At 68.2% G+C, this 18,909-nt stretch carries 21 protein-coding genes; 8 read left to right on the top strand and 13 right to left on the bottom strand.

Annotated elements, in window-relative coordinates; all coding sequences use genetic code 11:
* Positions 1-5 precede the first annotated feature (5 nt).
* Together DK26_RS13580 and DK26_RS13575 are read right to left on the bottom strand one after the other, a co-directional pair.
* Entirely contained in the window at positions 6-602 is a 597-nt protein-coding gene (locus DK26_RS13580) for a TetR/AcrR family transcriptional regulator (protein ID WP_066473105.1), read from the bottom strand.
* A 135-nt stretch (positions 603-737) separates the two neighbouring features.
* Positions 738-2,228, bottom strand: coding sequence for a cobyric acid synthase (locus DK26_RS13575; RefSeq protein WP_248309962.1), 1,491 nt, complete (start codon positions 2,226-2,228; stop codon positions 738-740).
* 386 nt (positions 2,229-2,614) lie between these two features.
* Here DK26_RS13575 and DK26_RS13570 point away from each other — a divergent pair, with 386 nt between their 5' ends.
* Positions 2,615-3,769, top strand: a complete 1,155-nt coding sequence (locus DK26_RS13570; RefSeq protein WP_066473807.1) for an aminotransferase — start codon at positions 2,615-2,617, stop codon at positions 3,767-3,769.
* On the opposite strand, the gene DK26_RS13565 is transcribed toward DK26_RS13570, so the two are convergent.
* The 6 genes from DK26_RS13565 to hisF all read right to left on the bottom strand — a co-directional run bounded on the left by DK26_RS13565 (position 3,760) and on the right by hisF (position 8,451).
* Entirely contained in the window at positions 3,760-5,148 is a 1,389-nt protein-coding gene (locus DK26_RS13565) for a hypothetical protein (protein WP_066473102.1), read from the bottom strand. The two genes, DK26_RS13570 and DK26_RS13565, sit on opposite strands and share 10 nt — an antisense overlap.
* A gap of 26 nt (positions 5,149-5,174) precedes the next feature.
* Positions 5,175-5,525, bottom strand: a complete 351-nt coding sequence (locus DK26_RS13560; RefSeq protein WP_066473101.1) for a RidA family protein — start codon at positions 5,523-5,525, stop codon at positions 5,175-5,177.
* A gap of 161 nt (positions 5,526-5,686) precedes the next feature.
* Positions 5,687-6,133, bottom strand: a complete 447-nt coding sequence (locus tag DK26_RS13555) for a YqaA family protein (protein ID WP_066473099.1) — start codon at positions 6,131-6,133, stop codon at positions 5,687-5,689.
* A gap of 197 nt (positions 6,134-6,330) precedes the next feature.
* Complete coding sequence (gene coaA / locus DK26_RS13550; protein ID WP_066473802.1) at positions 6,331-7,305, bottom strand: type I pantothenate kinase; 975 nt, start codon at positions 7,303-7,305, stop codon at positions 6,331-6,333.
* Positions 7,306-7,360: 55 nt separating this feature from the next.
* Positions 7,361-7,681 (bottom strand): phosphoribosyl-ATP diphosphatase, encoded by a 321-nt coding sequence (locus tag DK26_RS13545; RefSeq protein ID WP_066473097.1) that lies wholly within the window; start codon positions 7,679-7,681, stop codon positions 7,361-7,363.
* Between the two features lie 5 nt (positions 7,682-7,686).
* Positions 7,687-8,451 (bottom strand): imidazole glycerol phosphate synthase subunit HisF, encoded by a 765-nt coding sequence (hisF, locus tag DK26_RS13540; RefSeq protein WP_066473095.1) that lies wholly within the window; start codon positions 8,449-8,451, stop codon positions 7,687-7,689.
* Between the two features lie 165 nt (positions 8,452-8,616).
* Here hisF and DK26_RS13535 point away from each other — a divergent pair, with 165 nt between their 5' ends.
* Positions 8,617-9,417: a transporter substrate-binding domain-containing protein gene (locus DK26_RS13535; protein WP_248309961.1), complete on the top strand. Its 801-nt coding sequence runs from the start codon at positions 8,617-8,619 to the stop codon at positions 9,415-9,417.
* A 145-nt stretch (positions 9,418-9,562) separates the two neighbouring features.
* Positions 9,563-10,282, top strand: coding sequence for a carbonic anhydrase (locus tag DK26_RS13530; RefSeq protein WP_066473093.1), 720 nt, complete (start codon positions 9,563-9,565; stop codon positions 10,280-10,282).
* A gap of 22 nt (positions 10,283-10,304) precedes the next feature.
* Here DK26_RS13530 and DK26_RS13525 read toward each other — a convergent pair whose 3' ends face one another.
* The 5 genes from DK26_RS13525 to hisB are packed head-to-tail and all read right to left on the bottom strand — an operon-like array spanning position 10,305 to position 13,274.
* Positions 10,305-10,772, bottom strand: coding sequence for a DUF29 domain-containing protein (locus tag DK26_RS13525; RefSeq protein ID WP_066473091.1), 468 nt, complete (start codon positions 10,770-10,772; stop codon positions 10,305-10,307).
* Positions 10,773-10,804: 32 nt separating this feature from the next.
* Positions 10,805-11,548 carry a 1-(5-phosphoribosyl)-5-[(5-phosphoribosylamino)methylideneamino]imidazole-4-carboxamide isomerase gene (gene hisA / locus DK26_RS13520; RefSeq protein WP_184231702.1) on the bottom strand — a complete coding sequence of 248 codons (744 nt, stop codon included), beginning with the start codon at positions 11,546-11,548 and terminating at the stop codon, positions 10,805-10,807.
* Positions 11,536-12,192, bottom strand: coding sequence for an imidazole glycerol phosphate synthase subunit HisH (gene hisH / locus DK26_RS13515; protein WP_066473087.1), 657 nt, complete (start codon positions 12,190-12,192; stop codon positions 11,536-11,538). The genes hisA and hisH overlap by 13 nt, the downstream gene beginning before the upstream one ends.
* The gene (locus DK26_RS13510) at positions 12,189-12,674 is read right to left on the bottom strand and encodes a DUF2628 domain-containing protein (protein WP_066473080.1); all 486 of its coding nucleotides are present in this window, start codon (positions 12,672-12,674) and stop codon (positions 12,189-12,191) included. Before DK26_RS13510 ends, hisH begins: the two co-directional genes overlap by 4 nt.
* Positions 12,675-12,686: 12 nt before the next feature.
* Entirely contained in the window at positions 12,687-13,274 is a 588-nt protein-coding gene (hisB, locus tag DK26_RS13505; RefSeq protein WP_066473078.1) for an imidazoleglycerol-phosphate dehydratase HisB, read from the bottom strand.
* 308 nt (positions 13,275-13,582) lie between these two features.
* On the opposite strand from hisB, the gene hslV reads away from it, so the two are divergent.
* The 5 genes from hslV to DK26_RS13480 all read left to right on the top strand — a co-directional run bounded on the left by hslV (position 13,583) and on the right by DK26_RS13480 (position 18,884).
* Complete coding sequence (hslV, locus tag DK26_RS13500) at positions 13,583-14,152, top strand: ATP-dependent protease subunit HslV (protein WP_184231701.1); 570 nt, start codon at positions 13,583-13,585, stop codon at positions 14,150-14,152.
* A gap of 71 nt (positions 14,153-14,223) precedes the next feature.
* Entirely contained in the window at positions 14,224-15,531 is a 1,308-nt protein-coding gene (hslU, locus tag DK26_RS13495; protein ID WP_066473076.1) for an ATP-dependent protease ATPase subunit HslU, read from the top strand.
* Complete coding sequence (murJ, locus tag DK26_RS13490) at positions 15,528-17,123, top strand: murein biosynthesis integral membrane protein MurJ (RefSeq protein ID WP_066473068.1); 1,596 nt, start codon at positions 15,528-15,530, stop codon at positions 17,121-17,123. Before hslU ends, murJ begins: the two co-directional genes overlap by 4 nt.
* Positions 17,124-17,175: 52 nt before the next feature.
* Positions 17,176-18,246: a tryptophan--tRNA ligase gene (trpS, locus tag DK26_RS13485; protein ID WP_066473066.1), complete on the top strand. Its 1,071-nt coding sequence runs from the start codon at positions 17,176-17,178 to the stop codon at positions 18,244-18,246.
* A 143-nt stretch (positions 18,247-18,389) separates the two neighbouring features.
* Positions 18,390-18,884: a universal stress protein gene (locus tag DK26_RS13480; protein ID WP_066473064.1), complete on the top strand. Its 495-nt coding sequence runs from the start codon at positions 18,390-18,392 to the stop codon at positions 18,882-18,884.
* Positions 18,885-18,909: the final 25 nt, after the last annotated feature.

Here is an 18,909-nt window from a genome sequence, read left to right as displayed (position 1 = left end):
GTCGTTCAGACGGCAGGCGCCCGGTGCCCGAGGCCGGCGAGAACGAAATCGACCATCTCGTCGACATCGGGGCCGGGCAGGGCGCCGCACTGGGTAAGCAGCAGCGGGTTGCAGAAGCGGATCATCGCGGCGCGGACGCAATAGGTCGCGATGCGCGCATCGCCGGGCGTGAATTCGCCCTTGGCCATGCCGTCGGCGACGACGCCGCGCAGGATCGCATCATAGCGCTCGACATGGGCGCGAATGACGTCCCAGCTCTCCTCCATGGCGCAGGCGACCATTTCGTGGAGCCGCTGATTGTCGAGATAGCGGGCCGAGTTGAGCCGGCAGGTCGTGGTCAGGATCTCGCGCAGCCGCTCGGCCGCCGGGCGCTTCTCGGCCGCGATCGCCGTCACAAGCGCCTCGAGCTCGGCCATCGAGCGTTCGGCGACGGCCTCGTTGATCGCCTTCTTGGAATCGAAGAAGCGATAGACGTTGGCGGGGCTCATCCGCAGCGACTTGGCGATGTCTGCGACGGTGGTCTTCTGATAGCCGATCTGGCGGAAGAACCGCTCGGCGACATCGACGATGTCCTGCCTGGTATCGCGCTCTAAACTGGTCATGCCAAGCGGCTTCCCGCTCCGGTTGTTCTCGTGTCGAAAGGACGCCATCAGTCATTATGACGTTTTTCGTCAATCGTCAACAATTTGACTTGGCTCGCTTTATTCAGGCGCTCCTGACAATTTCTTGACGCAAGGTCACGAAATCACGATGCTGCGCGAACGCGCCAGGGCAAGCAACGCTGCGATGTCGAGATGCGCGGCCAGATGGGCTGCGAGCGCATCGAGCGCGGCCTCGACGCCGGCCTCGTAACCCGGCCCGGCGGTGAGCCCACGCTCCGCGACGCCACCGAGCCAGGCGGCGCGCAGCGGGTCGGAGGCGAGCACGCCGTGCAGATAGGTCCCGGTGACGCGCCCGTCGCGGCTCTGCGCGCCCTCCGGTGTGCCTGCGACCCGGAAGGGTGCGCGGTCCGTGTCCGGCCCGGAACTGGCGCCGAGATGGATCTCGTAGGCCTGCCCGGTCGCGCCGCTTTCCGCATGCACCGCCGCAACCTCGCGCACCGTCTTGTCGGGCGTGAGCTCGGTTTCGATGTCGAGCAGGCCGAGGCCGGGCGCTTCGCCCGGCGGGCCTTCGAGGCCGAGCGGATCGCGCACCACGCGGCCGAGCATCTGGTAGCCGCCGCACAGGCCGAGCACATGCCCGCCGCGCCGGTGATGGGCGAGGATGTCGATGTCCCAGCCCTCGCTGCGCAGCCGCGCGAGGTCGCGCAGCGTCGTCTTCGAGCCCGGCAGGATGACGAGGGCGGCATCGCCCGGCAGCGGCTGGCCGGGGCCCACCAGCACGAGGTCGATCTCGGGCTCCTGCTTCAGCGGGTCGAGATCGTCGAAATTCGAGATGCCCGGCAGCACCGGTACCACGACCTTGAGCGCCGCACCCGGGCGGCGGGCGTCGCGCCCGAGGTCGAGCCCGTCCTCGGCCGGCAGGCGCGCCGCCTGCGGGAACCAGGGCACGATGCCGAGCGCGGGCCAGCCGGTGGCCGCCTCGATCGTCGTGATGCCCTCGCGGAACAGGCCGACATCGCCGCGGAAGCGGTTGATCGCGAAGGCGCGGATCATCGCCCGGTCGGCCTCGTCCAGCACCGCATGCGTGCCGACGAGGCTCGCGATGACCCCGCCACGGTCGATGTCGCCTACCAGAACCGCCGGCACCCCGGCTGCACGGGCGAAGCCGAGATTGGCGATGTCGCGGGCGCGCAAGTTCGTCTCGGCCGGCGAGCCCGCGCCTTCGACGATGGCGAGATCGGCGCCGTCGCAGAGCCGGTCGAAGCTCTCCAGCACCTTGGGCAGGAAATCGCCGCGTCGCGAGAAGTCGCCGGAGGAGAGGTGCCCGGCGACGCGGCCCTGCAGCACGATCTGGCTGCCGGTATTGCTCTCCGGCTTGAGCAGCACCGGGTTCATGTCGACATGCGGGGCGATGCGGGCGGCGCGCGCCTGCAGCGCCTGCGCGCGGCCGATCTCGCCGAGCGGCGTCGCCGCGGCATTGTTCGACATGTTCTGCGGCTTGAACGGACGCACTTTCAGCCCGCGATCGGCGAAGAGCCGGCACAGGCCTGCGACCAGCAGCGACTTGCCGACATTCGAACCGGTGCCGAGCACCATCAGCGCGGGGGTGGGGCGAAGCTGGGTCATGGCGCCTGATAGGCGCGGGCGCCGACGGCGGCAAGCAGATGGGCTGTCCTGAAAAAAGCTCACCGACCCACGTCAGCATCCTGCAGCCTCAAAGGGGCGAAGAAACCGCAGGCCGCTGTCGTGAATCGGCTGAGGGCGAGAAAATACTGATCGCTGACGAATGTCAACATTCTTCATTCCATAGTCTTCAAAGCGATTTCTGGCGCGTGCGAACCGCGGCGACGCATGCTATGGCCGCGCTGCCGCCAGGAGCGGACCGAGGCGACAAGCGTTTCTCGGGACGCTCCCATTTCTCCGACGAGGGACGGATTTGCGTCGCGGGCTCGAAGCGCAGGGCGCTTTGGTCGCGCAGCATCCGGCTCTCCAGCCGACTGCATGACGCCGCGATGAATCCGATCTTCTCCGCTCTCCAGACCAGCGTCTTCGAGGTGATGTCGCGGCTCGCGAACGAACACCGGGCCGTCAATCTCGGCCAGGGTTTCCCCGACGATCCCGGTCCGGAGGATGTCCGGCGCAAGGCTGCCGATGCGGTCATGGGCGGCTGGAACCAGTATCCGCCGATGATGGGCCTGCCCGAATTGCGCAAGGCGACGGCGACGCATTTCAAGCACTGGCAGGGGCTCGATCTCGATCCCGACACCGAGGTCATGGTGACCTCCGGCGCGACCGAGGCGATCGCCGGAGCCCTGATGGCGCTGGTCTCGCCCGGCGACGAGGTCGTGCTGTTCGAGCCGATGTACGACGCCTATGTGCCGCTCGTCCGCCGGGCCGGCGGCATTCCCAAGTTCGTGACGCTGAAGCCGCCGCATTTCGGCCTCTCGGAGGAGGCGCTGGCGCAGGCCTTCTCGCCGAAGACCAGAGTCGTGCTGTTCAACAATCCGCTGAACCCGACCGCGACCATCTTCAGCGACGCCGACCTCGACCTGCTCGCCGATTTCTGCCGGCGCCACGACGCGGTCGCGATCTGCGACGAGGTCTGGGAGCATGTCGTCTTCGACGGCCACCGCCACCGGCCGCTGATGAGCCGCCCCGGCATGCGCGAGCGCACCGTCAAGATTTCCTCGGCCGGCAAGATCTTCTCGCTGACCGGCTGGAAGGTCGGCATGGTCATGGCGGCGCCCGAGCTGATGCGCGTGCTCGCCAAGGCGCACCAGTACATCACCTTCACCACCCCGCCGAACCTGCAGGCCGCCGTCGCCTACGGCCTCGGCAAGGAGGACGGCTATTTCGAGGGCGTGCGCGCCGATTTCCAGCGCTCACGCGACCGTTTCGCCAAGGGGCTCACCGATCTCGGCTACAGCGTGCTGCCGAGCAAGGGCACCTATTTCCTCAATGTCGACATCGCCCCGCTCGGTGAGAACGACGACGTCGCCTGGTGCCAGCGCCTCGTCACCGAGAACGGCGTCGCGGCGATCCCGGTCAGCGCCTTCTATGCCGAGGGCGCGGTGCGCAATGTCGTGCGCTTCTGCTTCGCCAAGCACGATGCCACGCTGGATTCGGCGCTGGAGCGGCTCGCAAGCGCTGATCTCGCTCAGGCCTGACGCAGCTTGCTGACCAGGGTTCCGGCGCGGATCAGCGCCGGTTCGAAGCGTTTGGCGTCGGCGGCGAGGCCGAGGCCACGCAGGGTTTCGATCGCGCCCATCAGCTCGGCGGCGGCGGTTTCGGCTATCTGGCGCTCGCCGAGCTGCTCGGCGAGCCGGAGCCGGGCATCGGCGCGGTTGCCGGCGCTCTCGGCCCAGAGCGCGGGCACGATCTCGCGGCGCCGTTCCAGCAAGGCCGCGTCGAAGGCGGCGATCGCCTCCTCGAGCACCACGGGCTCGCGGTAATAGGCGGCAAGGCCGCAAAGGGCGGCACCGATCCGGTCCTGCACCTCGGCCCATTCGAGCGGGCGGCTGGTCTGCTGCCAGTCGTCGAGCACGCGCTTGAAGGCATTGATCGCCGCTTCCAGCGCCGCTGCGCCGCTGGCGCGCAGGCCGAGCGCGACATAGGCCCTGCCGAGCTCGAAGTTCAGCCGCGTCCACTCCGCCGGCATGGCGCTGCGCTCCATCGCCGAAAGCGAGGCGCGCAAGGCGGCGATGCCTTCCTCCAGGAGGGCGGCATCGTCCTCGGCCTCGCCGAGCGAGGTCAGGGCTTCGCCGAAGCGGCTCTGGATCGCGGCCCAGAGCGCCGGAGCCTGCTTCTGGGTGAGGTCGTCGAGAACGGTGCGGTAGATCTCGATCGCCTGGCGGGTCAGCCGCCGGTCGCCCTGCAGGCGCGCCAGCCCATTGATCGCCCGCGCCAGGCGCTGCTGCGTCGCCGCCCAGGGCACGGTCTCGTCGAAATTGTCGAGCTTGCTCAGCATCGCCCGGAAATGCGCGATCGAGGCGTTGAAGCCGGCCTTGTCGCGGAAATCGGCGCCGACCCGGGCGAGCGCGTCGCCCTGGAGCCAGGCATAGATGCGGGCCTGGTCGGGATCGGCGGAAGCTGCGATCAGCGCAGCCTCGCCAAAGCGCTGGGCGGCATCGTGATAGGCCTGCGCATTGAGGCGCAGCATCGCGACAGCGCCGCGATCGGCGCGCCCGGCTGCGGCGGCGAGCAGCTTCTCCTTCGACATCTTGTCGAGTGCGACCGTGCCGTCGAGATTGCGCAGCTCGGCCTGGGCGAGCGCCCGGTCGGCCTCGGCGAAACGGCCTTCGGTGAGCGAGCGCGCGGCGTCGGCGCGCAGTCGGTCGAGCTCCGGGTCGGCGGCGGAGGATTTCAGGAGGCGCTCGCGCAAGGCACGGAATTCACCGGCCTTGCGCCTGAGATCATGCTCGATGCGGCTGAAATCGGGCTTGCCGGAGGCTCCGCCCATCGCCGCGAGCACGGCCAGCAGCAGCGCGGGGGGCACGCCCTCGCGCTGCGAGACCCGCGCCAGGATGGCAGTGATTTCCTGGTTCATGCGCGCGGGCCCTATGTCGGTCTGTTTCAGCGGGCGGCGATGACCGCGATCTCGACGGTGAACTGCGGGCCGGCGAGCTTGGCCTCGACAGTGGCGCGGCCGGGGGTGTTGCCCTGCGAGACCCAGGAATCCCAGACGCCGTTCATCTCGGCGAAGGTCGACATGTCGGAGAGCCAGATGTTGACCATCAGCAGCTTGCTCTTGTCGGAGCCGGCCTCGGCCAGCAGACCGTCGATGATCCCGAGGATCTCCTTGGTCTGCTCGGCGACGCTCTTGCCCGCCGCCTTGTCGGCGACCTGACCGGCCAGGTAGACGGTGTCGCCGTGCACGACAGCCTTGGACATGCGGGGGCCGGGGGCGATGCGCTTGATGCTCATGACCTATCTCTCCAGTAGGATGGGGTTTGCTGGTAGCCCGAGACCTCGGGCTGCGCAATCGCCGCGAGCACCGGGCCGGGAAGCGGAGGCTGTTTTTCCGGCTATTATGACGCTTTCGCAAAGGGATAGGCAGCCACTTCGCGCCAGGTGACGCCCTGGGTCTAGGAGGCGGCGACCCAGCCGGCCCAGAGCAGGGCGTAGCGCGCCGCCTTGCCGAGGAAGACCAGCAGCACGAAGCGGCCGAGCGGGTAGTTCAGCGAGCCCGCGACGAAGGTCAGCGGATCGCCGCCGATCGGCAGCCAGGCGAAGAGCAGGGACGGCCAGCCGAAGCGGGCGAACCAGCCCTGCGCCTTGCCGAAGCGCGCCGGATCGGGTCGCAGCCGGGCCGGCAGGCGTTCGATCCCGCCACGGGCGATCAGCCGGCCGAGCCACCAGTTGACGACCGAGCCGGCCGTGTTGGCGATGCTGGCGACGGCGAAGAGCAGCAGCGGATCGACGGTCTTCGCGACGAGCAGGCCGACGAACACGGCCTCGGACTGGGCCGGCAGCAGCGTCGCGGCGACGAAGGCCGCACCCGCCATCAGGCCTAGGGACGAGAGGGTTTCCATTCAACGGTCCGAAGGCAGGCCGGAAGCTGAGCCCCCATCCTGAGGAGCTGCCCTCGGGGCCGCCCCTTGGTCGGCCCAAGGATAAACTCCGCAGCGTCTCGAAGGATGTTCTAGAGCGCACTGGAGCATCCTTCGAGACGCAAGGCTCGCACCTTGCTCCTCAGGATGAGGGATCGGAAACTCGGGCAGTTCCGGACTCAAAGCCGTCGCAGCGCGACCTGCTGGATGCGGTGGCTGGCGCCCTTGGTCAGGATCAGGCTGGCGCGCTGCCGGGTCGGCAGGATGTTCTCGCGCAGGTTCGGCAGGTTGATCCCGGTCCAGAGCTTCTCGGCGATCGAGAGCGCCTCCTCCTCGCCGATCTCGGCATATTTCCGGAAGAAGGAGCGCGGGTCGCGGAAGGCGGTCTGGCGCAGCGTCATGAAACGGTTGACGTACCAGCGATGCAGGTCGTTCTCGTCGGCGTCGAGATAGACCGAGAAGTCGAAAAAGTCCGAGACGAAGGGGATGACCGAGCCGTCCCGCGGCAGGCGGCTCGCCTGCAGCACGTTCAGCCCTTCGAGGATCAGGATGTCCGGCCGCTCGACGGTGACCTGCTCGCCGGGCACGACGTCGTAGACCAGGTGCGAATAGACCGGCGCGGAGACGGCGCGCTTGCCGGCCTTTACATCCGAGACGAAGCGCAGCAGCGCCGCCCCGTCATAGCTCTCCGGGAAGCCCTTGCGCTGCATCAGCCCGCGCCGTTCCAGTTCGGCATTGGGCAGAAGGAAGCCGTCGGTGGTGACGAGCTCGACCTTCGGCGTGTTCGGCCAGCGCGAGAGCAGGGCCTGGAGCACGCGCGCCGTGGTCGACTTGCCGACCGCGACCGAGCCGGCGACGCCGATGATATAGGGGACCTTGACCTCGGCCTCGGCCATCAGGAAGCGCTGGGTCGCCTTGAACAGCCCTTGCGTCGCGGCGACGTAGAGAGAGAGCAGGCGCGACAGCGGCAGGTAGATCGCGACGATCTCGTCGAGCGAGATCGGGTCGTTGATCGATTGGAGTCTGGTGAGATCCTCGACCGCGAGCGTCAGCGGCGTATCGGCGCGCAGATGGGCCCATTCGTCGCGCGTGAAGGCGCGATAGGGCGAGACCAGCTCGGGGTCCTTGGACGAGAGGGCGAGACGCTGGTCCATGGTGAAGCGACCCGCATTCCAGGCTTCGAGGTTCAACGCGTGACTCGCCTCGTGTTCAACGCGGGCGCGAGGCCTTTTCTGCCAGGCCGGAACGCCCCGTTCGAGCCTCAAGCTGGCTCAACACGTCCCGCAATGCAACATCACGAGCCCTTAGCACAACCAAAAGATGATAGAGCAGGTCGGCGCTTTCGGCGATCAGCTCCTCGCGATCACCCTTCACGGCTGCGATCACGGCCTCGACCGCCTCCTCGCCGAGCTTCTTGGCGGCCCGCTCCGGGCCGGCGGCCAAAAGCTTCGCCGTCCAGGATTCCTCTGGCGAGGCTGCGCCGCGCTCGGCGACGATGCGTTCGAGATCGGCGAGGGTGAAGCTCGTCATCGCAATCAGTCCAGCCGCATTGCGAGGCCTGCCGCCGCCATATGGGCCTTGGCCTGCGGGATGGTGAAAGTGCCGAAATGGAAGATCGAGGCGGCGAGCACGGCCGAGGCATGGCCGTCGCGCACGCCCTCGACGAGATGGTCGAGCGTGCCGACGCCGCCGGACGCGATCACCGGCACGGCGACCGCATCGGCGACCCGCCGCGTCAACTCGATGTCGAAGCCGGTCTTGGCGCCGTCGCGGTCCATCGAGGTCAGGAGGATCTCGCCGGCCCCCAGCGAGGCGACCTCGCGGGCATAGGCGACGGCGTCGAGCCCGGTCGGGTTGCGCCCGCCATGGGTGAAGATCTCCCAGCGCTCCGGGGCGACCTGCTTGGCGTCGATCGCGACGACGATGCATTGCGCGCCGTATTTCTGCGCGGCCTCGCGCACGAATTCGCGCCGCTTCACGGCTTCCGTCATGATCGAGACCTTGTCGGCCCCGGCCAGCAGCAATTGCCTGATATCCTCGAGCGAGCGCACCCCGCCGCCGACGGTCAGCGGCATGAAGCAGGCCTCGGCCGTGCGCGTCACGACGTCGAACAGGATGCCGCGATCCTCGCTGCTCGCCGTTATGTCGAGGAAGCAGAGTTCGTCTGCGCCGGCCGCATCATAGGCCTTGGCCGCCTCCACCGGATCGCCGGCATCGACGAGGTCGAGGAACTGCACGCCCTTGACGACGCGGCCGTCCTTGACGTCGAGGCAGGGGATAATGCGGGTTTTCAGGGTCATGTCTGCTTGCCGGCGAAAAGGCGGAAGGTCATCGCGCGCGACCCTAGAGCAAGCGCCCGGCGGTTGGAATGCTCTCGACTGCAGGGCCGCCCGCGATTGAAGCGGCCGCGGGCTCCTGCTTTCCTGACGCAAGGGCCGTCCGAGTCCACAAAGGGGAAGCCGTTCGTGAAGATCACCGCATTCGTCGCCGGCGCCGTCAGGGGCGCCGCGCTCCTGACCGCCATGGGCCTCGCATTCACCGGCGCGGCGCGCGCTCAGGCGCCCGCCAGCCAGCTCGACACGATCCTGAGCGCCGGCACGCTGCGCATCTGCACGGCGGGCGACTACAAGCCGTTCACCGTCGCCGTCGGCGAGGGCTATGAGGGCGTCGACATCGAGATGGCGCAGTCGCTGGCCAAGGCGCTCGGCGTCGAGCCGCGCTTCGTGCGCACCAAATGGGCCGATCTCATGCCGGATTTCCTCGCCGGCAAATGCGACATCGCCATGGGCGGCATCGGCGTCACGCTCGAGCGTCAGAAGCGCGCCTTCTATTCGGCGCCGACGCTCGCCACCGGCAAGGTCCCGCTGGTGCGCTGCGCCGACAAGGACAGGCTCCAGACCGTCGTCGACATCGACAAGCCCGGCACCACCGTGATCTTCAATCCCGGCGGCACTAATGAGCGCTTCGCCCGCACCAGCTTCAAGCAGGCCAAGCTCCAGCTGCACACCGACAATGTCTCGATCTTCGACGAGATCCTGGCTGGCCGCGCCGACGTGATGATCACCGAGGCGCGCGAGGCGACGATCCAGGAGAGGCTCAAGCCGGGGCTCTGTGCGGTCAACACCGACAAGCCGCTGACCTTCTCGGAGATCGCCTATCTGCTGCCGCGCGGCGACGTCGTCTTCAAGGCCTTCGTCGACCAGTGGCTGCACATCGCCAAGTCGACCGGCGAGTACCAGCGCATCTTCGACAAGCATTTCCGCTGACTTCGATATCGCTAATTCCACTCGGATTTGCCGGAGCGCCTTAACCGGAGCCCAACGCTCCCTTGTGCACTCTGCGCTGCCTGCCGCAAGGGCAGCGCAGAGATCGGGCCCGGCGCTCCGCCCGGGTCGCTTCGGGGGGAAGATCATGTGTGACCAATGCGCTGATGGCCTGTCGATGCCCGGCTCGCGCCGCGGCTTTCTCAGAGCCGGTGGGCTGATGGCGCTCGCCGCCTCCCTGCCTGCCGCGCTCGCCTTGCCTGCACCGGCACAGGCCCAGGGCGTCGGCGGCGACGAAGCCCTGAAGCGGCTGGTCGAGGGCAATGCCCGCTATTTCGCCGGCCAGCTCAACGAGCGCGATTTCTCGGCCGGGCGTGCTGCGCGCGCCGCCTCGCAATCGCCCTTCGCCTCGATCGTCAGCTGCGCCGATTCCCGCGTCGCGCCCGAGCTCGGCTTCGATCAGGGGCCGGGCCAGCTCTTCGTCACCCGCGTCGCCGGCAATTTCGTCAACAAGGATACGCTGGCGAGCCTTGAATTCGGGGCGCAGGTGCTCGGCTCGCAGCTCATTCTGGTGCTCGGTCATACCAGTTGCGGCGCGATCTCGGCGACGATCGACGTGGTCAAGAACAAGACCAAGCTTCCCGGCCACCTGCCGGCGCTGATCGAGGCGATCCGCCCGGCCGTCCTCGCCGCCCAGAAGGAGAAGCCGCAGGACATGCTCGAGGCGGCGACCATCGCCAATGTCAGGCTCAACGTCGAGAGACTGAAGAAGGCGACGCCGATCCTCTCGAAGCGCTTCGCCGAGAAGAAGCTCGTCGTGGTCGGAGGTGTCTACGATCTCGCCACCGGCAAGGTGAACCTGGTCTGATCGGCCCGCGGCAGGGCGGCCGTCAGCGCAGCACGATCTCGCGCGTTGCGATCGCCCTCAGGTCGTAAGGACAGGCCTCTGGAAAGACGGATGCCTCGAGCCCCGTCTCGCTGGAGGCCTCCAGACGTGCACGCCGATAGGCCCGGCCGAGCGCCTCGTCGAAACGCGGCTTGAGACCCGGGCTGTCCTTGAGGAGGTCAGCCAGTTCCAGTCGCTGGCTGGCGATGGTCAGGTCCCAACTCCGGCTGCGCTTTTCGGGCTGATGGTCCAATTTCAGCAGGTGCATGGTCAGAACGCGCAACGCGCTGACGAGCGAGTTGAATTCCGCTCGGCCCAAATCTCCGAGCTCCTCGGCAAGATTCGCGGCGTCCAACTCCGAGAGTCGGCCTTCGCGCAGCAGCGACGCTTGTTCAAGCGCCCAGCCATAGAAATCCTGATCGTACCGAATGGCACGCGAAGGACGCTTGCTCAGGATGCTCTGGCTCGCCATGGCGGCAGCATAGCACGGTGTCGTGCGGTTGGTCAGTGGCGAGCGTCCGCGAGCCTCGCCAGCGCGGCGGCGGGGTCGATCCGCCCGTCATAGAGGGCGCGGCCGGTAATGGCGCCTTCGAGGATCGCCGCATCGGGCGCGCAGAGCCGCTCGATATCGGCCATCGAGGCGAGGCCGCCCGAGGCGATCACCGGGATCGAGAGCGCATGGGCGAGCCCGATCGTGCCGTCCCAGTTGATGCCCTGGAGCATGCCGTCGCGGGCGATGTCGGTGTAGATGATCGCCGCGACCCCGGCATCCTCGAAGCGCCGGCCGAGATCGTCGGCAGCGAGCGCCGAGGTCTCCGCCCAGCCTTCGACCGCGACATAGCCGTCGCGGGCGTCGATGCCGACCGCGACCTTGCCCGGGAAGGCTTTTGCCGCCTCGCGCACGAAGGCGGGATCGCGCACCGCAGCCGTGCCGATGATGACGCGGGCGATGCCCTTCTTGAGCCAGCCCTCGACCGTCTTCATGTCGCGGATGCCGCCGCCGAGCTGCACCGGGAAGGCGACGCGCTTGAGGATCGCCTCGACCGCGCCGGCGTTCATCGGCTTGCCGGCGAAGGCGCCGTCGAGATCGACGACATGCAACCATTGGAAGCCCTGGGCCTCGAAGGTCGCGGCCTGGGCGGCGGGATCGTCGTTGAAGATCGTCGCCTGCTCCATGTCGCCCTGCTTCAGGCGAACGCAGCGGCCTTCCTTGAGGTCGATGGCGGGGAAAAGGATCAAGGCTTCCACCTCAGGAAATTGGCGATCAGCGCGAGGCCGAGCCTCTGGCTCTTCTCGGGATGGAATTGCGTGCCCGCCATGTTGCCCTGCGCAACCATGGCGGTGACCGGGCCGCCGTAATCGGTCAGGGCGAGCACGTCCTGCGCCCGTTCGGCGACGAGCGCATAGGAGTGCACGAAATAGGCGTGCCAGCCGGCGGGCCCGGTCTCGATCCCGTCGAGCAGCGCGTGCTCGTCCTGCTTGTGCAGGGTGTTCCAGCCCATATGTGGGATCTTCAGGCTCTCATCCTGCGGGCGGATCAGGCTGACATCGCCGGGAATCCAGCCGAGCCCTTGCGTGGTGACGTATTCAAGCCCGCGGCTCGCCATCAATTGCATGCCGACGCAGATGCCGAGGAAGGGGCGGCCCTTGCCGCGCACGGTGTCCTCGAGCGCCTCGACCATGCCGGCGACCGCGTCGAGCCCGGCCCGGCAATCCGCGAAGGCGCCCACGCCCGGCAGCACGATACGGTCGGCCGCGCGGACCGCGTCGGGATCGCTGGTGACGCGGATGCTGGCAGCGATGCCCGCTTCATCGGCCGCGCGCTCGAAGGCTTTTGCGGCCGAGTGCAGATTGCCCGAGCCGTAGTCGACGATCGTGACGGTCTGGCTCATCGTCCGCTCGCTTCGGGGAAGAGGCCGATCACCGGCGTCGGGCCGCTGGCGAAACGAGGAGGAGCGCTCGATGGAGCGACGGGGCGCGGCGGCTCGCCGGCCGGCAATGCGCGCTCGAAAAAGCGGCGCTCGGCGCTCGAAAGGTCAGCTGCCTCGACCACGTCGACCAGCCGCCAGCCCTTTCGCATCAGCTTGCGCGCGATCAGGTTCTGGCCCTCGAGGCCGAGGAAGATGCCGAGCGCCAGATGCGACAGCGAGACCGCGGCGAAGGAGAAGCCGAACTGCCGCTGCAGATAGACGATGCCGGCCCAGACCAGCGCATAGACGAAGAAGACGAGCCAGAGCCGCTTCAGCAAGAGCCAGACCCCGCCGAACAGGAAGGCCGACCAGGTGAAGCTTTCCGGCAGGACGCGGGCCTGCTCGATTTCCTCGCGCAAGCCCCCGGCGCCGGGCGGCGGAATCAGGACCTGATAGAATGCCATCGCATCGGCCCCTTACAGCGCGCCCTTGGTCGACGGCACGCGGCCGCCCTCGCGCGGATCGACTTCCAGCGCCTGACGCAGCGCCCGCGCCAGCCCCTTGAAGCAGCTCTCGGCGATATGGTGGGCATTGTCGCCATAGAGCGTCTCGACATGCAGGGTGATGCCGGCATTCATGGCGAAGGCCTGGAAGAACTCGCGCACCAGCTCGGTGTCGAAGCTGCCGATCTTCTGCGCCTTGAACTCGGTGCGGAAGACCAGGAAGGGCCGACCGGAGACGTCGACCGCGACACGGGTCAGCGTCTCGTCCATCGGCAGGTGGACGTCGGCATAGCGGCGGATGCCCTTCTTGTCGCCGAGCGCTGCTTTGAGGGCCTCGCCGAGCGCGATGCCGGCATCCTCGACCGAGTGGTGGTCGTCGATATGGGTGTCGCCCTTCACCGTGACCGTGGTGTCGATCAGCGAATGCCGCGCGAACAGGTCGAGCATATGGTCGAAGAAGCCGACGCCGCTCGAAATCTCGGCCTTGCCGGTGCCGTCGAGCACGAGCTTCACCGAGATGTCGGTTTCGTTGGTACGGCGCTTGACCTCGCCCGAACGCATGCTGGCCTCTGTCTCTTGCGGATTTGGCGTCGCTTTAGCAGGCGCGGAGCGCCATGGCCAATGCCCTGCGCTCGATTACGGCTTCCTTTGTCATCCTGGGTGGCCGCAGGCCGTCCCGGGATCCATCGTAGAGCTCGGTGTTCTCCAATGGATCTCGCCTCTCCGCTTCGCTGCGGCCAGCATGACGCCGAGGTTGTCGCGGCTTGTCCGGCATAGCCGCCCCGATCTCGATTCCTGCCCCTGCCCTTGATACCTGGGCTTCGCCTGAACATGTTGGCGGCACCCGTTCCGACCGAGACTGAATCGCGATGTCAGAGACCTCCAGCATTCCCAGCATGCACGCCACCACCATCCTGATGGTGCGCAAGGGCGGGCGCGTCGTGATCGGCGGCGACGGCCAGGTCTCGCTCGGCCCGACGATCATGAAGGGCAATGCCAGGAAGGTGCGCCGCCTTGCCAAGGGCGCGGTGATCGCCGGTTTCGCAGGGGCCACCGCCGATGCCTTCACCTTGTTCGAGCGGCTCGAGGCGAAGTTGGAGCAGTATCCGACGCAGCTGCTGCGCGCTTGCGTCGAGCTCGCCAAGGACTGGCGCACCGACCGTTATCTGCGCCGGCTGGAAGCGATGCTGCTCGTCGCGGACAAGGAGGTTTCGCTGCTGATCTCCGGCACCGGCGACGTGCTGGAGCCGGAGGCGAGCGAGCACGGCTCGGTGATGGCGATCGGCTCCGGCGGCAATTACGCCCTGGCCGCGGCGCGCGCGCTGGTCGATGTCGAGCCCGATGCCGAGACGATCGTGCGCAAGGCGATGAAGATCGCTGGCGACATCTGCGTTTACACCAACCACTCGCTCGTCATCGAGAGTCTGGAGGCGCCCTGAGCGCCGCAGCGGCGCGGCCGATCCGAGGCCGATGCCCTCATCATGCAGTTCATCCCGAACACGGAAACGCAATGACCACCTTTTCCCCCCGCGAGATCGTCTCCGAGCTCGATCGCTTCATCGTCGGCCAGAACGACGCCAAGCGCGCCGTCGCCATCGCGCTGCGCAATCGCTGGCGCCGGCAGCAGCTGGAAGGCCCGCTGCGCGAGGAGGTCGCGCCCAAGAACATCCTGATGATCGGGCCGACCGGCTGCGGCAAGACCGAGATCGCAAGGCGCCTCGCCAAGCTGGCGAATGCGCCCTTCCTCAAGGTCGAGGCGACCAAGTTCACCGAGGTCGGCTATGTCGGCCGCGACGTCGAATCGATCGTGCGCGACCTCGTCGAGGTCGCGATCGGGCTGGTCCGCGAAAGCCGGCGCAAGGATGTCCAGGCCAAGGCGCATGTCGCGGCCGAGGAGCGCGTGCTCGACGCGTTGGTCGGAGCGACGGCGAGCGCGACGACGCGCGACGCCTTCCGCCGCAAGCTGCGCGCCAACGAGCTCGACGAGAAGGAGATCGAGATCGAGGTCGCCTCGGGCGGCTCCGGCCAGCCCATGTTCGAGGTCCCCGGCATGCCCGGTGCCTCGATCGGCGCGATCAACCTCTCCGACATGTTCGGCAAGGCCTTTGGCCAGAAGGGCAAGCCGCGGCGCGTCCAGGTCAAGGACGCCTATGGCCCGCTGCTCGCCGAGGAGAGCGACAAGCTGATCGACCAGGATGCGATCATCCAGCAGGCGATCCGCGAAGTCGAGAACAGCGGCATCGTCTTCCTCGACGAGATCGACAAGATCTGCGCCCGCGAGGGCCGCGCCGGTGCCGATGTCTCGCGCGAGGGCGTGCAGCGCGACCTCCTGCCCCTGATCGAGGGCACCACCGTCGCGACCAAGCACGGGCCGGTGAAGAGCGACCACATCCTGTTCATCGCGTCGGGCGCCTTCCACGTCTCGAAGCCCTCCGACCTCTTGCCGGAGCTGCAGGGCCGCCTGCCGATCCGCGTCGAGCTCTCGCCGCTCGACGTCGAGGACTTCAAGCGCATCCTGACCGAGACCGAGGCCAGCCTGATCAAGCAGTCGGTGGCGATGCTGGCGACCGAGCAGGTCGAGATCTCCTTCGCGCCCGATGCGATCGACGCGATCGCCCGCATCGCGGTCGAGGTGAACTCTACGGTCGAGAACATCGGCGCGCGCCGGCTCCAGACCGTGATCGAGCGCATCCTCGACGAGATCTCCTTCACCGCGACCGACCGCGGCGGCGAGAAGGTCGTGATCGACGCTGCCTATGTCGAGGCCAGGATCGGCGATCTCGCAAGGAATGCCGATCTGAGCCGGTTCATTCTGTGAGCCTGCCGGAGGACGCTCCGGCAAAGCCTCCTTCCCGCCTCGCCCGCGATTCCCTTGTCGTCGGCGCGGCAACGATCCTGTCGCGCCTGCTCGGCTTTGCCCGTGACGTGCTGATCGCCCGCCTGCTCGGCACCGGGCCGGTGGCGGATGCCTTTCTCGCGGCGCTGCGGCTGCCCAATCTGGTCCGGCGCGTGCTCGGCGAGGGCGGGCTGAACGCGCCCTTCGTGCCGCTCTATCTCTCGATCAAGGCCGAGAGCGGCGAGGCGGCGGCGCGGCGCTTCGCCGGCGAGGCGGCGAGCCATCTCGGGCTGCTGCTGCTCGTCTTCGTCGCCCTGGCCGAGCTGTTCGCGCCTTGGGTCGTTCTCGGGCTGGCCGGTGGCTTTGCCGGCGAGCCCGATACGCTGGCGCTCGCCGCCTTCTACACCCGTCTGATGCTGCCCTTCGTGCTGCTGACGACGCTCGCGGCCTTGCTGGCTGCGCTGCTTAACGCCGAAGGACGCTTCACCGTCGCGGCGCTGGCGCCGGCGCTGATGAACGCGATCTTGCTGGCCGCCCTCCTCGTCGAGCTCTTCCGCGGCGGGCCGAGCGAAGAGCGCGCGACCCTGCTCGCCATCTGCCTCAGCCTGACCGGGCTCGCCCATCTCGCCTTGATTCTCGCCCAGTTGCGCCGGATCGGCCTGCCGCGCCCGAGCCTGCGCTGGTCGCCGGAGATGAAGCGGCTCGTCCGCACCGGCGGCGCGACCCTGCTCGCCGCATCCGCGGCGCAACTCGTCCTCCTGGTCTCGACCCAGATCGCCTCGGCGGAAGCCGGCTCGGTCGCCGCGCTCTATTATGCCGACCGCGTCTTCCAGCTGCCGCTCTCCTTCTTCGGCGTGGCGATGGGCACGGTGGTGCTTTCGGCGATGGCGGGCGAGCAATCGCAGGCGGAGCATGACGAGTTGCTCGGCCGCGCCTTGGCGCTCGGCCTCGCCCTCGCCATTCCCGCGGCGACGGCGCTGTTCTTGCTCGCAGAGCCGATCGTCTCCGTGCTGTTCGAGCAGGGTCGCTTCGGCGTTGCCGACCGCGAGCGAACCGCCGCCGCGCTCGCCGCCTTCGCCATCGGCCTGCCCTTCGCGCTGATCGCCAAGGTCTTCGGCCAGGCCTATTTCGTCCGGCGCCGGCCGCGCGTGCCCTTGCTCGCGGGCTTGGCGGCGGTGGTCGTCGCCGCCTGTGCCGGCTATGCCCTGCTCGGCTGGCGCGAGGCGGCGATGATCGGCGCACTGGCCGCGAGCCTCGCCTTCCTCGTCCAGGCGCTCCTGCTGGCTGGCTGCCTGCTGCGGGAAGGACTGTGGCGGCCCGACCGTGCGACGATTCGCACCATCCTCGCCAATCTGCTCGCAGCGGCACTGATGGCCGCGGCGCTCGCCGTCCTGTTGCCGCCTCTGCAGCCCTGGCTCGCCCTCGGCCAGCCGGCCTTGTCGCGCGCCGCGGCGCTGGCGGCGCTCTGCCTCGGTGGGGCGCTGGTCTATGGGCTCGCGGGCCTGATCCTCGGCGCTTTCGGGCCGCTGCTCTTGCGCCTTCGCGGCGCTTCCGTCAGAACGCCGCGTTCCTGAGCCGAAAATCCTCGGCTCGGGCCCGATAACGCCCCTGACGACGGAGCGCCCGATGGCTGCTTTCCTTCCCCGCGTCTTCTCCGGCATGCAGCCGACCTCGACGCTCCATCTCGGCAATTATCTCGGCGCCCTCGTGAATTGGGTGGCGATGCAGGAAACGCATGACTGCATCTTTTGCGTCGTCGACATGCACGCGATCACGCCGTCCATGGACGTCTGGGGCGGCCCGGCCGAGCTGACCCGCGCCACCCGCGAGGTCGCCTCGGCCTATATCGCCGCCGGCGTCGATCCCAAGCGCAGCATCATCTTCAACCAGAGCCAGGTCTCGGGCCATGCCGAGCTCGCCTGGGTCTTCAACACGGTCGCCCGCCTCGGCTGGCTCAACCGCATGACCCAGTTCAAGGAGAAGGCCGGCAAGGACCGCGAGAACGCGTCGGTCGGGCTCTACGACTATCCCGTGCTGATGGCGGCCGACATCCTGCTCTACAAGGCGACGCATGTTCCGGTCGGCGAGGACCAGAAGCAGCATCTCGAGCTGACCCGCGACATCGCCCAGAAGTTCAACAACGACTTCGCCGAGCAGATCGCCAGGCTCGGCACCGGCACCGGCGATCTGGGCTTCTTCCCGCTGGCGGAGCCGATGATCCAGGGTCCGGCGACCCGGGTGATGAGCCTGCGCGACGGCACCAAGAAGATGTCGAAATCCGACGCCTCGGATTTCTCGCGCATCAACCTGACCGACGATGCCGACACCATCGCCCAGAAGATCCGCAAGGCGAAGACCGATCCCGAAGCCCTGCCTTCCGAGGAGAAGGGGCTGGAGGGCCGGCCGGAGGCTGAGAACCTCGTCGGCATCTATGCCGGCCTCTCCGGCGCCACCCGGGCGCAGGTCCTCAGCCAGTTCGGCGGCGGCCAGTTCTCCGGCTTCAAGGGCGCCCTGGTCGATCTTTCCGTGGCCAAGCTCGGGCCGATCGCCGCCGAGATGCGCCGGCTGCTCGCCGATCCCGGCCATGTCGACGCCATCCTCAGCGACGGTGCCGACCGCGCCGATGCGATCGCGGCGCCGATCATGCGCGACGTCAAGGACATTGTCGGCTTCGTCCGGCGTCGCCAGGCGATCTAGTCTTTGATTTGAAACGACTATTCTGCCCGGCCGCGACTGGCCGGGCAGAATGCGGCCCGGGCGGCGCGCCCGGCCGGGGCTTGCGCTGACCTTGCGGCGCCTGCCACGATATCAGGCTCTGGAAGCGGCGACAGGCGGCGGCAATGGTCAAGAGACGGCGGTCCTATGAGACGGGCCATCGCCCGAAATTCCTCGCGGTGGTGGATGACAGCCCGGAATGTGCCAAGGCGGTGCGCTTCGCGGCCCGGCGCTGCGCCCGCGTCGGCGCGACCATCGTGCTGCTTGGCGTGGTCACGCCGCCGGCCGAGGAGAACTGGCTCGGCGTCGGCGAGGTGATGCGGGCCGAGGCTGAAGCCGAGGCCGAGGCGCTGATCACCGCGGCCGCCGCCTCGGTGCGTTCGCTCGCCGGGCTCGAGCCCGAGAAGGTCGTGCGGACCGGCGTCAAGGCCGACGAGATGGTCAAGCTGATCGAGGCCGACGAGGACATCTCGCTGCTGGTCCTCGCCGCCGGCACGGGCAGCTCCGGGCCGGGCCCGCTGGTCAGCGCGCTCGCCGGCAAGAGCGCCGGCACCTTCCCGATTCCGGTCGCCATCGTGCCCGGCCATCTCGCCGACGAGGAAATCGACGCCCTCGCCTGATCCGGCATGCCGGCGCGGCTGGAAT

It is taken from the genome of Allobosea sp. WAO (genome assembly GCF_001509835.1).
In the GTDB taxonomy this organism is placed as follows: domain Bacteria; phylum Pseudomonadota; class Alphaproteobacteria; order Rhizobiales; family Beijerinckiaceae; genus Allobosea.
Note: the sequence above shows the minus strand (reverse complement) of the source record. Positions and strands in the feature narration are given on the sequence as shown.

What these genes read in the sequence shown, in the direction of transcription:
- hisH (WP_066473087.1), bottom strand. Translation starts at nt 12,192, where the DNA reads ATGAGCCAGACCGTCACGATCGTCGACTACGGCTCGGGCAATCTGCAC.
- DK26_RS13530 (WP_066473093.1), top strand. Translation starts at nt 9,563, where the DNA reads ATGTGTGACCAATGCGCTGATGGCCTGTCGATGCCCGGCTCGCGCCGC.
- DK26_RS13555 (WP_066473099.1), bottom strand. Translation starts at nt 6,133, where the DNA reads ATGGAAACCCTCTCGTCCCTAGGCCTGATGGCGGGTGCGGCCTTCGTC.
- hisF (WP_066473095.1), bottom strand. Translation starts at nt 8,451, where the DNA reads ATGACCCTGAAAACCCGCATTATCCCCTGCCTCGACGTCAAGGACGGC.
- DK26_RS13580 (WP_066473105.1), bottom strand. Translation starts at nt 602, where the DNA reads ATGACCAGTTTAGAGCGCGATACCAGGCAGGACATCGTCGATGTCGCC.
- DK26_RS13480 (WP_066473064.1), top strand. Translation starts at nt 18,390, where the DNA reads ATGGTCAAGAGACGGCGGTCCTATGAGACGGGCCATCGCCCGAAATTC.
- hslU (WP_066473076.1), top strand. Translation starts at nt 14,224, where the DNA reads ATGACCACCTTTTCCCCCCGCGAGATCGTCTCCGAGCTCGATCGCTTC.
- coaA (WP_066473802.1), bottom strand. Translation starts at nt 7,305, where the DNA reads ATGGACCAGCGTCTCGCCCTCTCGTCCAAGGACCCCGAGCTGGTCTCG.
- DK26_RS13510 (WP_066473080.1), bottom strand. Translation starts at nt 12,674, where the DNA reads ATGGCATTCTATCAGGTCCTGATTCCGCCGCCCGGCGCCGGGGGCTTG.
- DK26_RS13570 (WP_066473807.1), top strand. Translation starts at nt 2,615, where the DNA reads ATGAATCCGATCTTCTCCGCTCTCCAGACCAGCGTCTTCGAGGTGATG.
- DK26_RS13565 (WP_066473102.1), bottom strand. Translation starts at nt 5,148, where the DNA reads ATGAACCAGGAAATCACTGCCATCCTGGCGCGGGTCTCGCAGCGCGAG.
- DK26_RS13545 (WP_066473097.1), bottom strand. Translation starts at nt 7,681, where the DNA reads ATGACGAGCTTCACCCTCGCCGATCTCGAACGCATCGTCGCCGAGCGC.
- DK26_RS13560 (WP_066473101.1), bottom strand. Translation starts at nt 5,525, where the DNA reads ATGAGCATCAAGCGCATCGCCCCCGGCCCCCGCATGTCCAAGGCTGTC.
- hslV (WP_184231701.1), top strand. Translation starts at nt 13,583, where the DNA reads ATGTCAGAGACCTCCAGCATTCCCAGCATGCACGCCACCACCATCCTG.
- DK26_RS13525 (WP_066473091.1), bottom strand. Translation starts at nt 10,772, where the DNA reads ATGGCGAGCCAGAGCATCCTGAGCAAGCGTCCTTCGCGTGCCATTCGG.
- hisB (WP_066473078.1), bottom strand. Translation starts at nt 13,274, where the DNA reads ATGCGTTCGGGCGAGGTCAAGCGCCGTACCAACGAAACCGACATCTCG.
- trpS (WP_066473066.1), top strand. Translation starts at nt 17,176, where the DNA reads ATGGCTGCTTTCCTTCCCCGCGTCTTCTCCGGCATGCAGCCGACCTCG.
- DK26_RS13575 (WP_248309962.1), bottom strand. Translation starts at nt 2,228, where the DNA reads ATGACCCAGCTTCGCCCCACCCCCGCGCTGATGGTGCTCGGCACCGGT.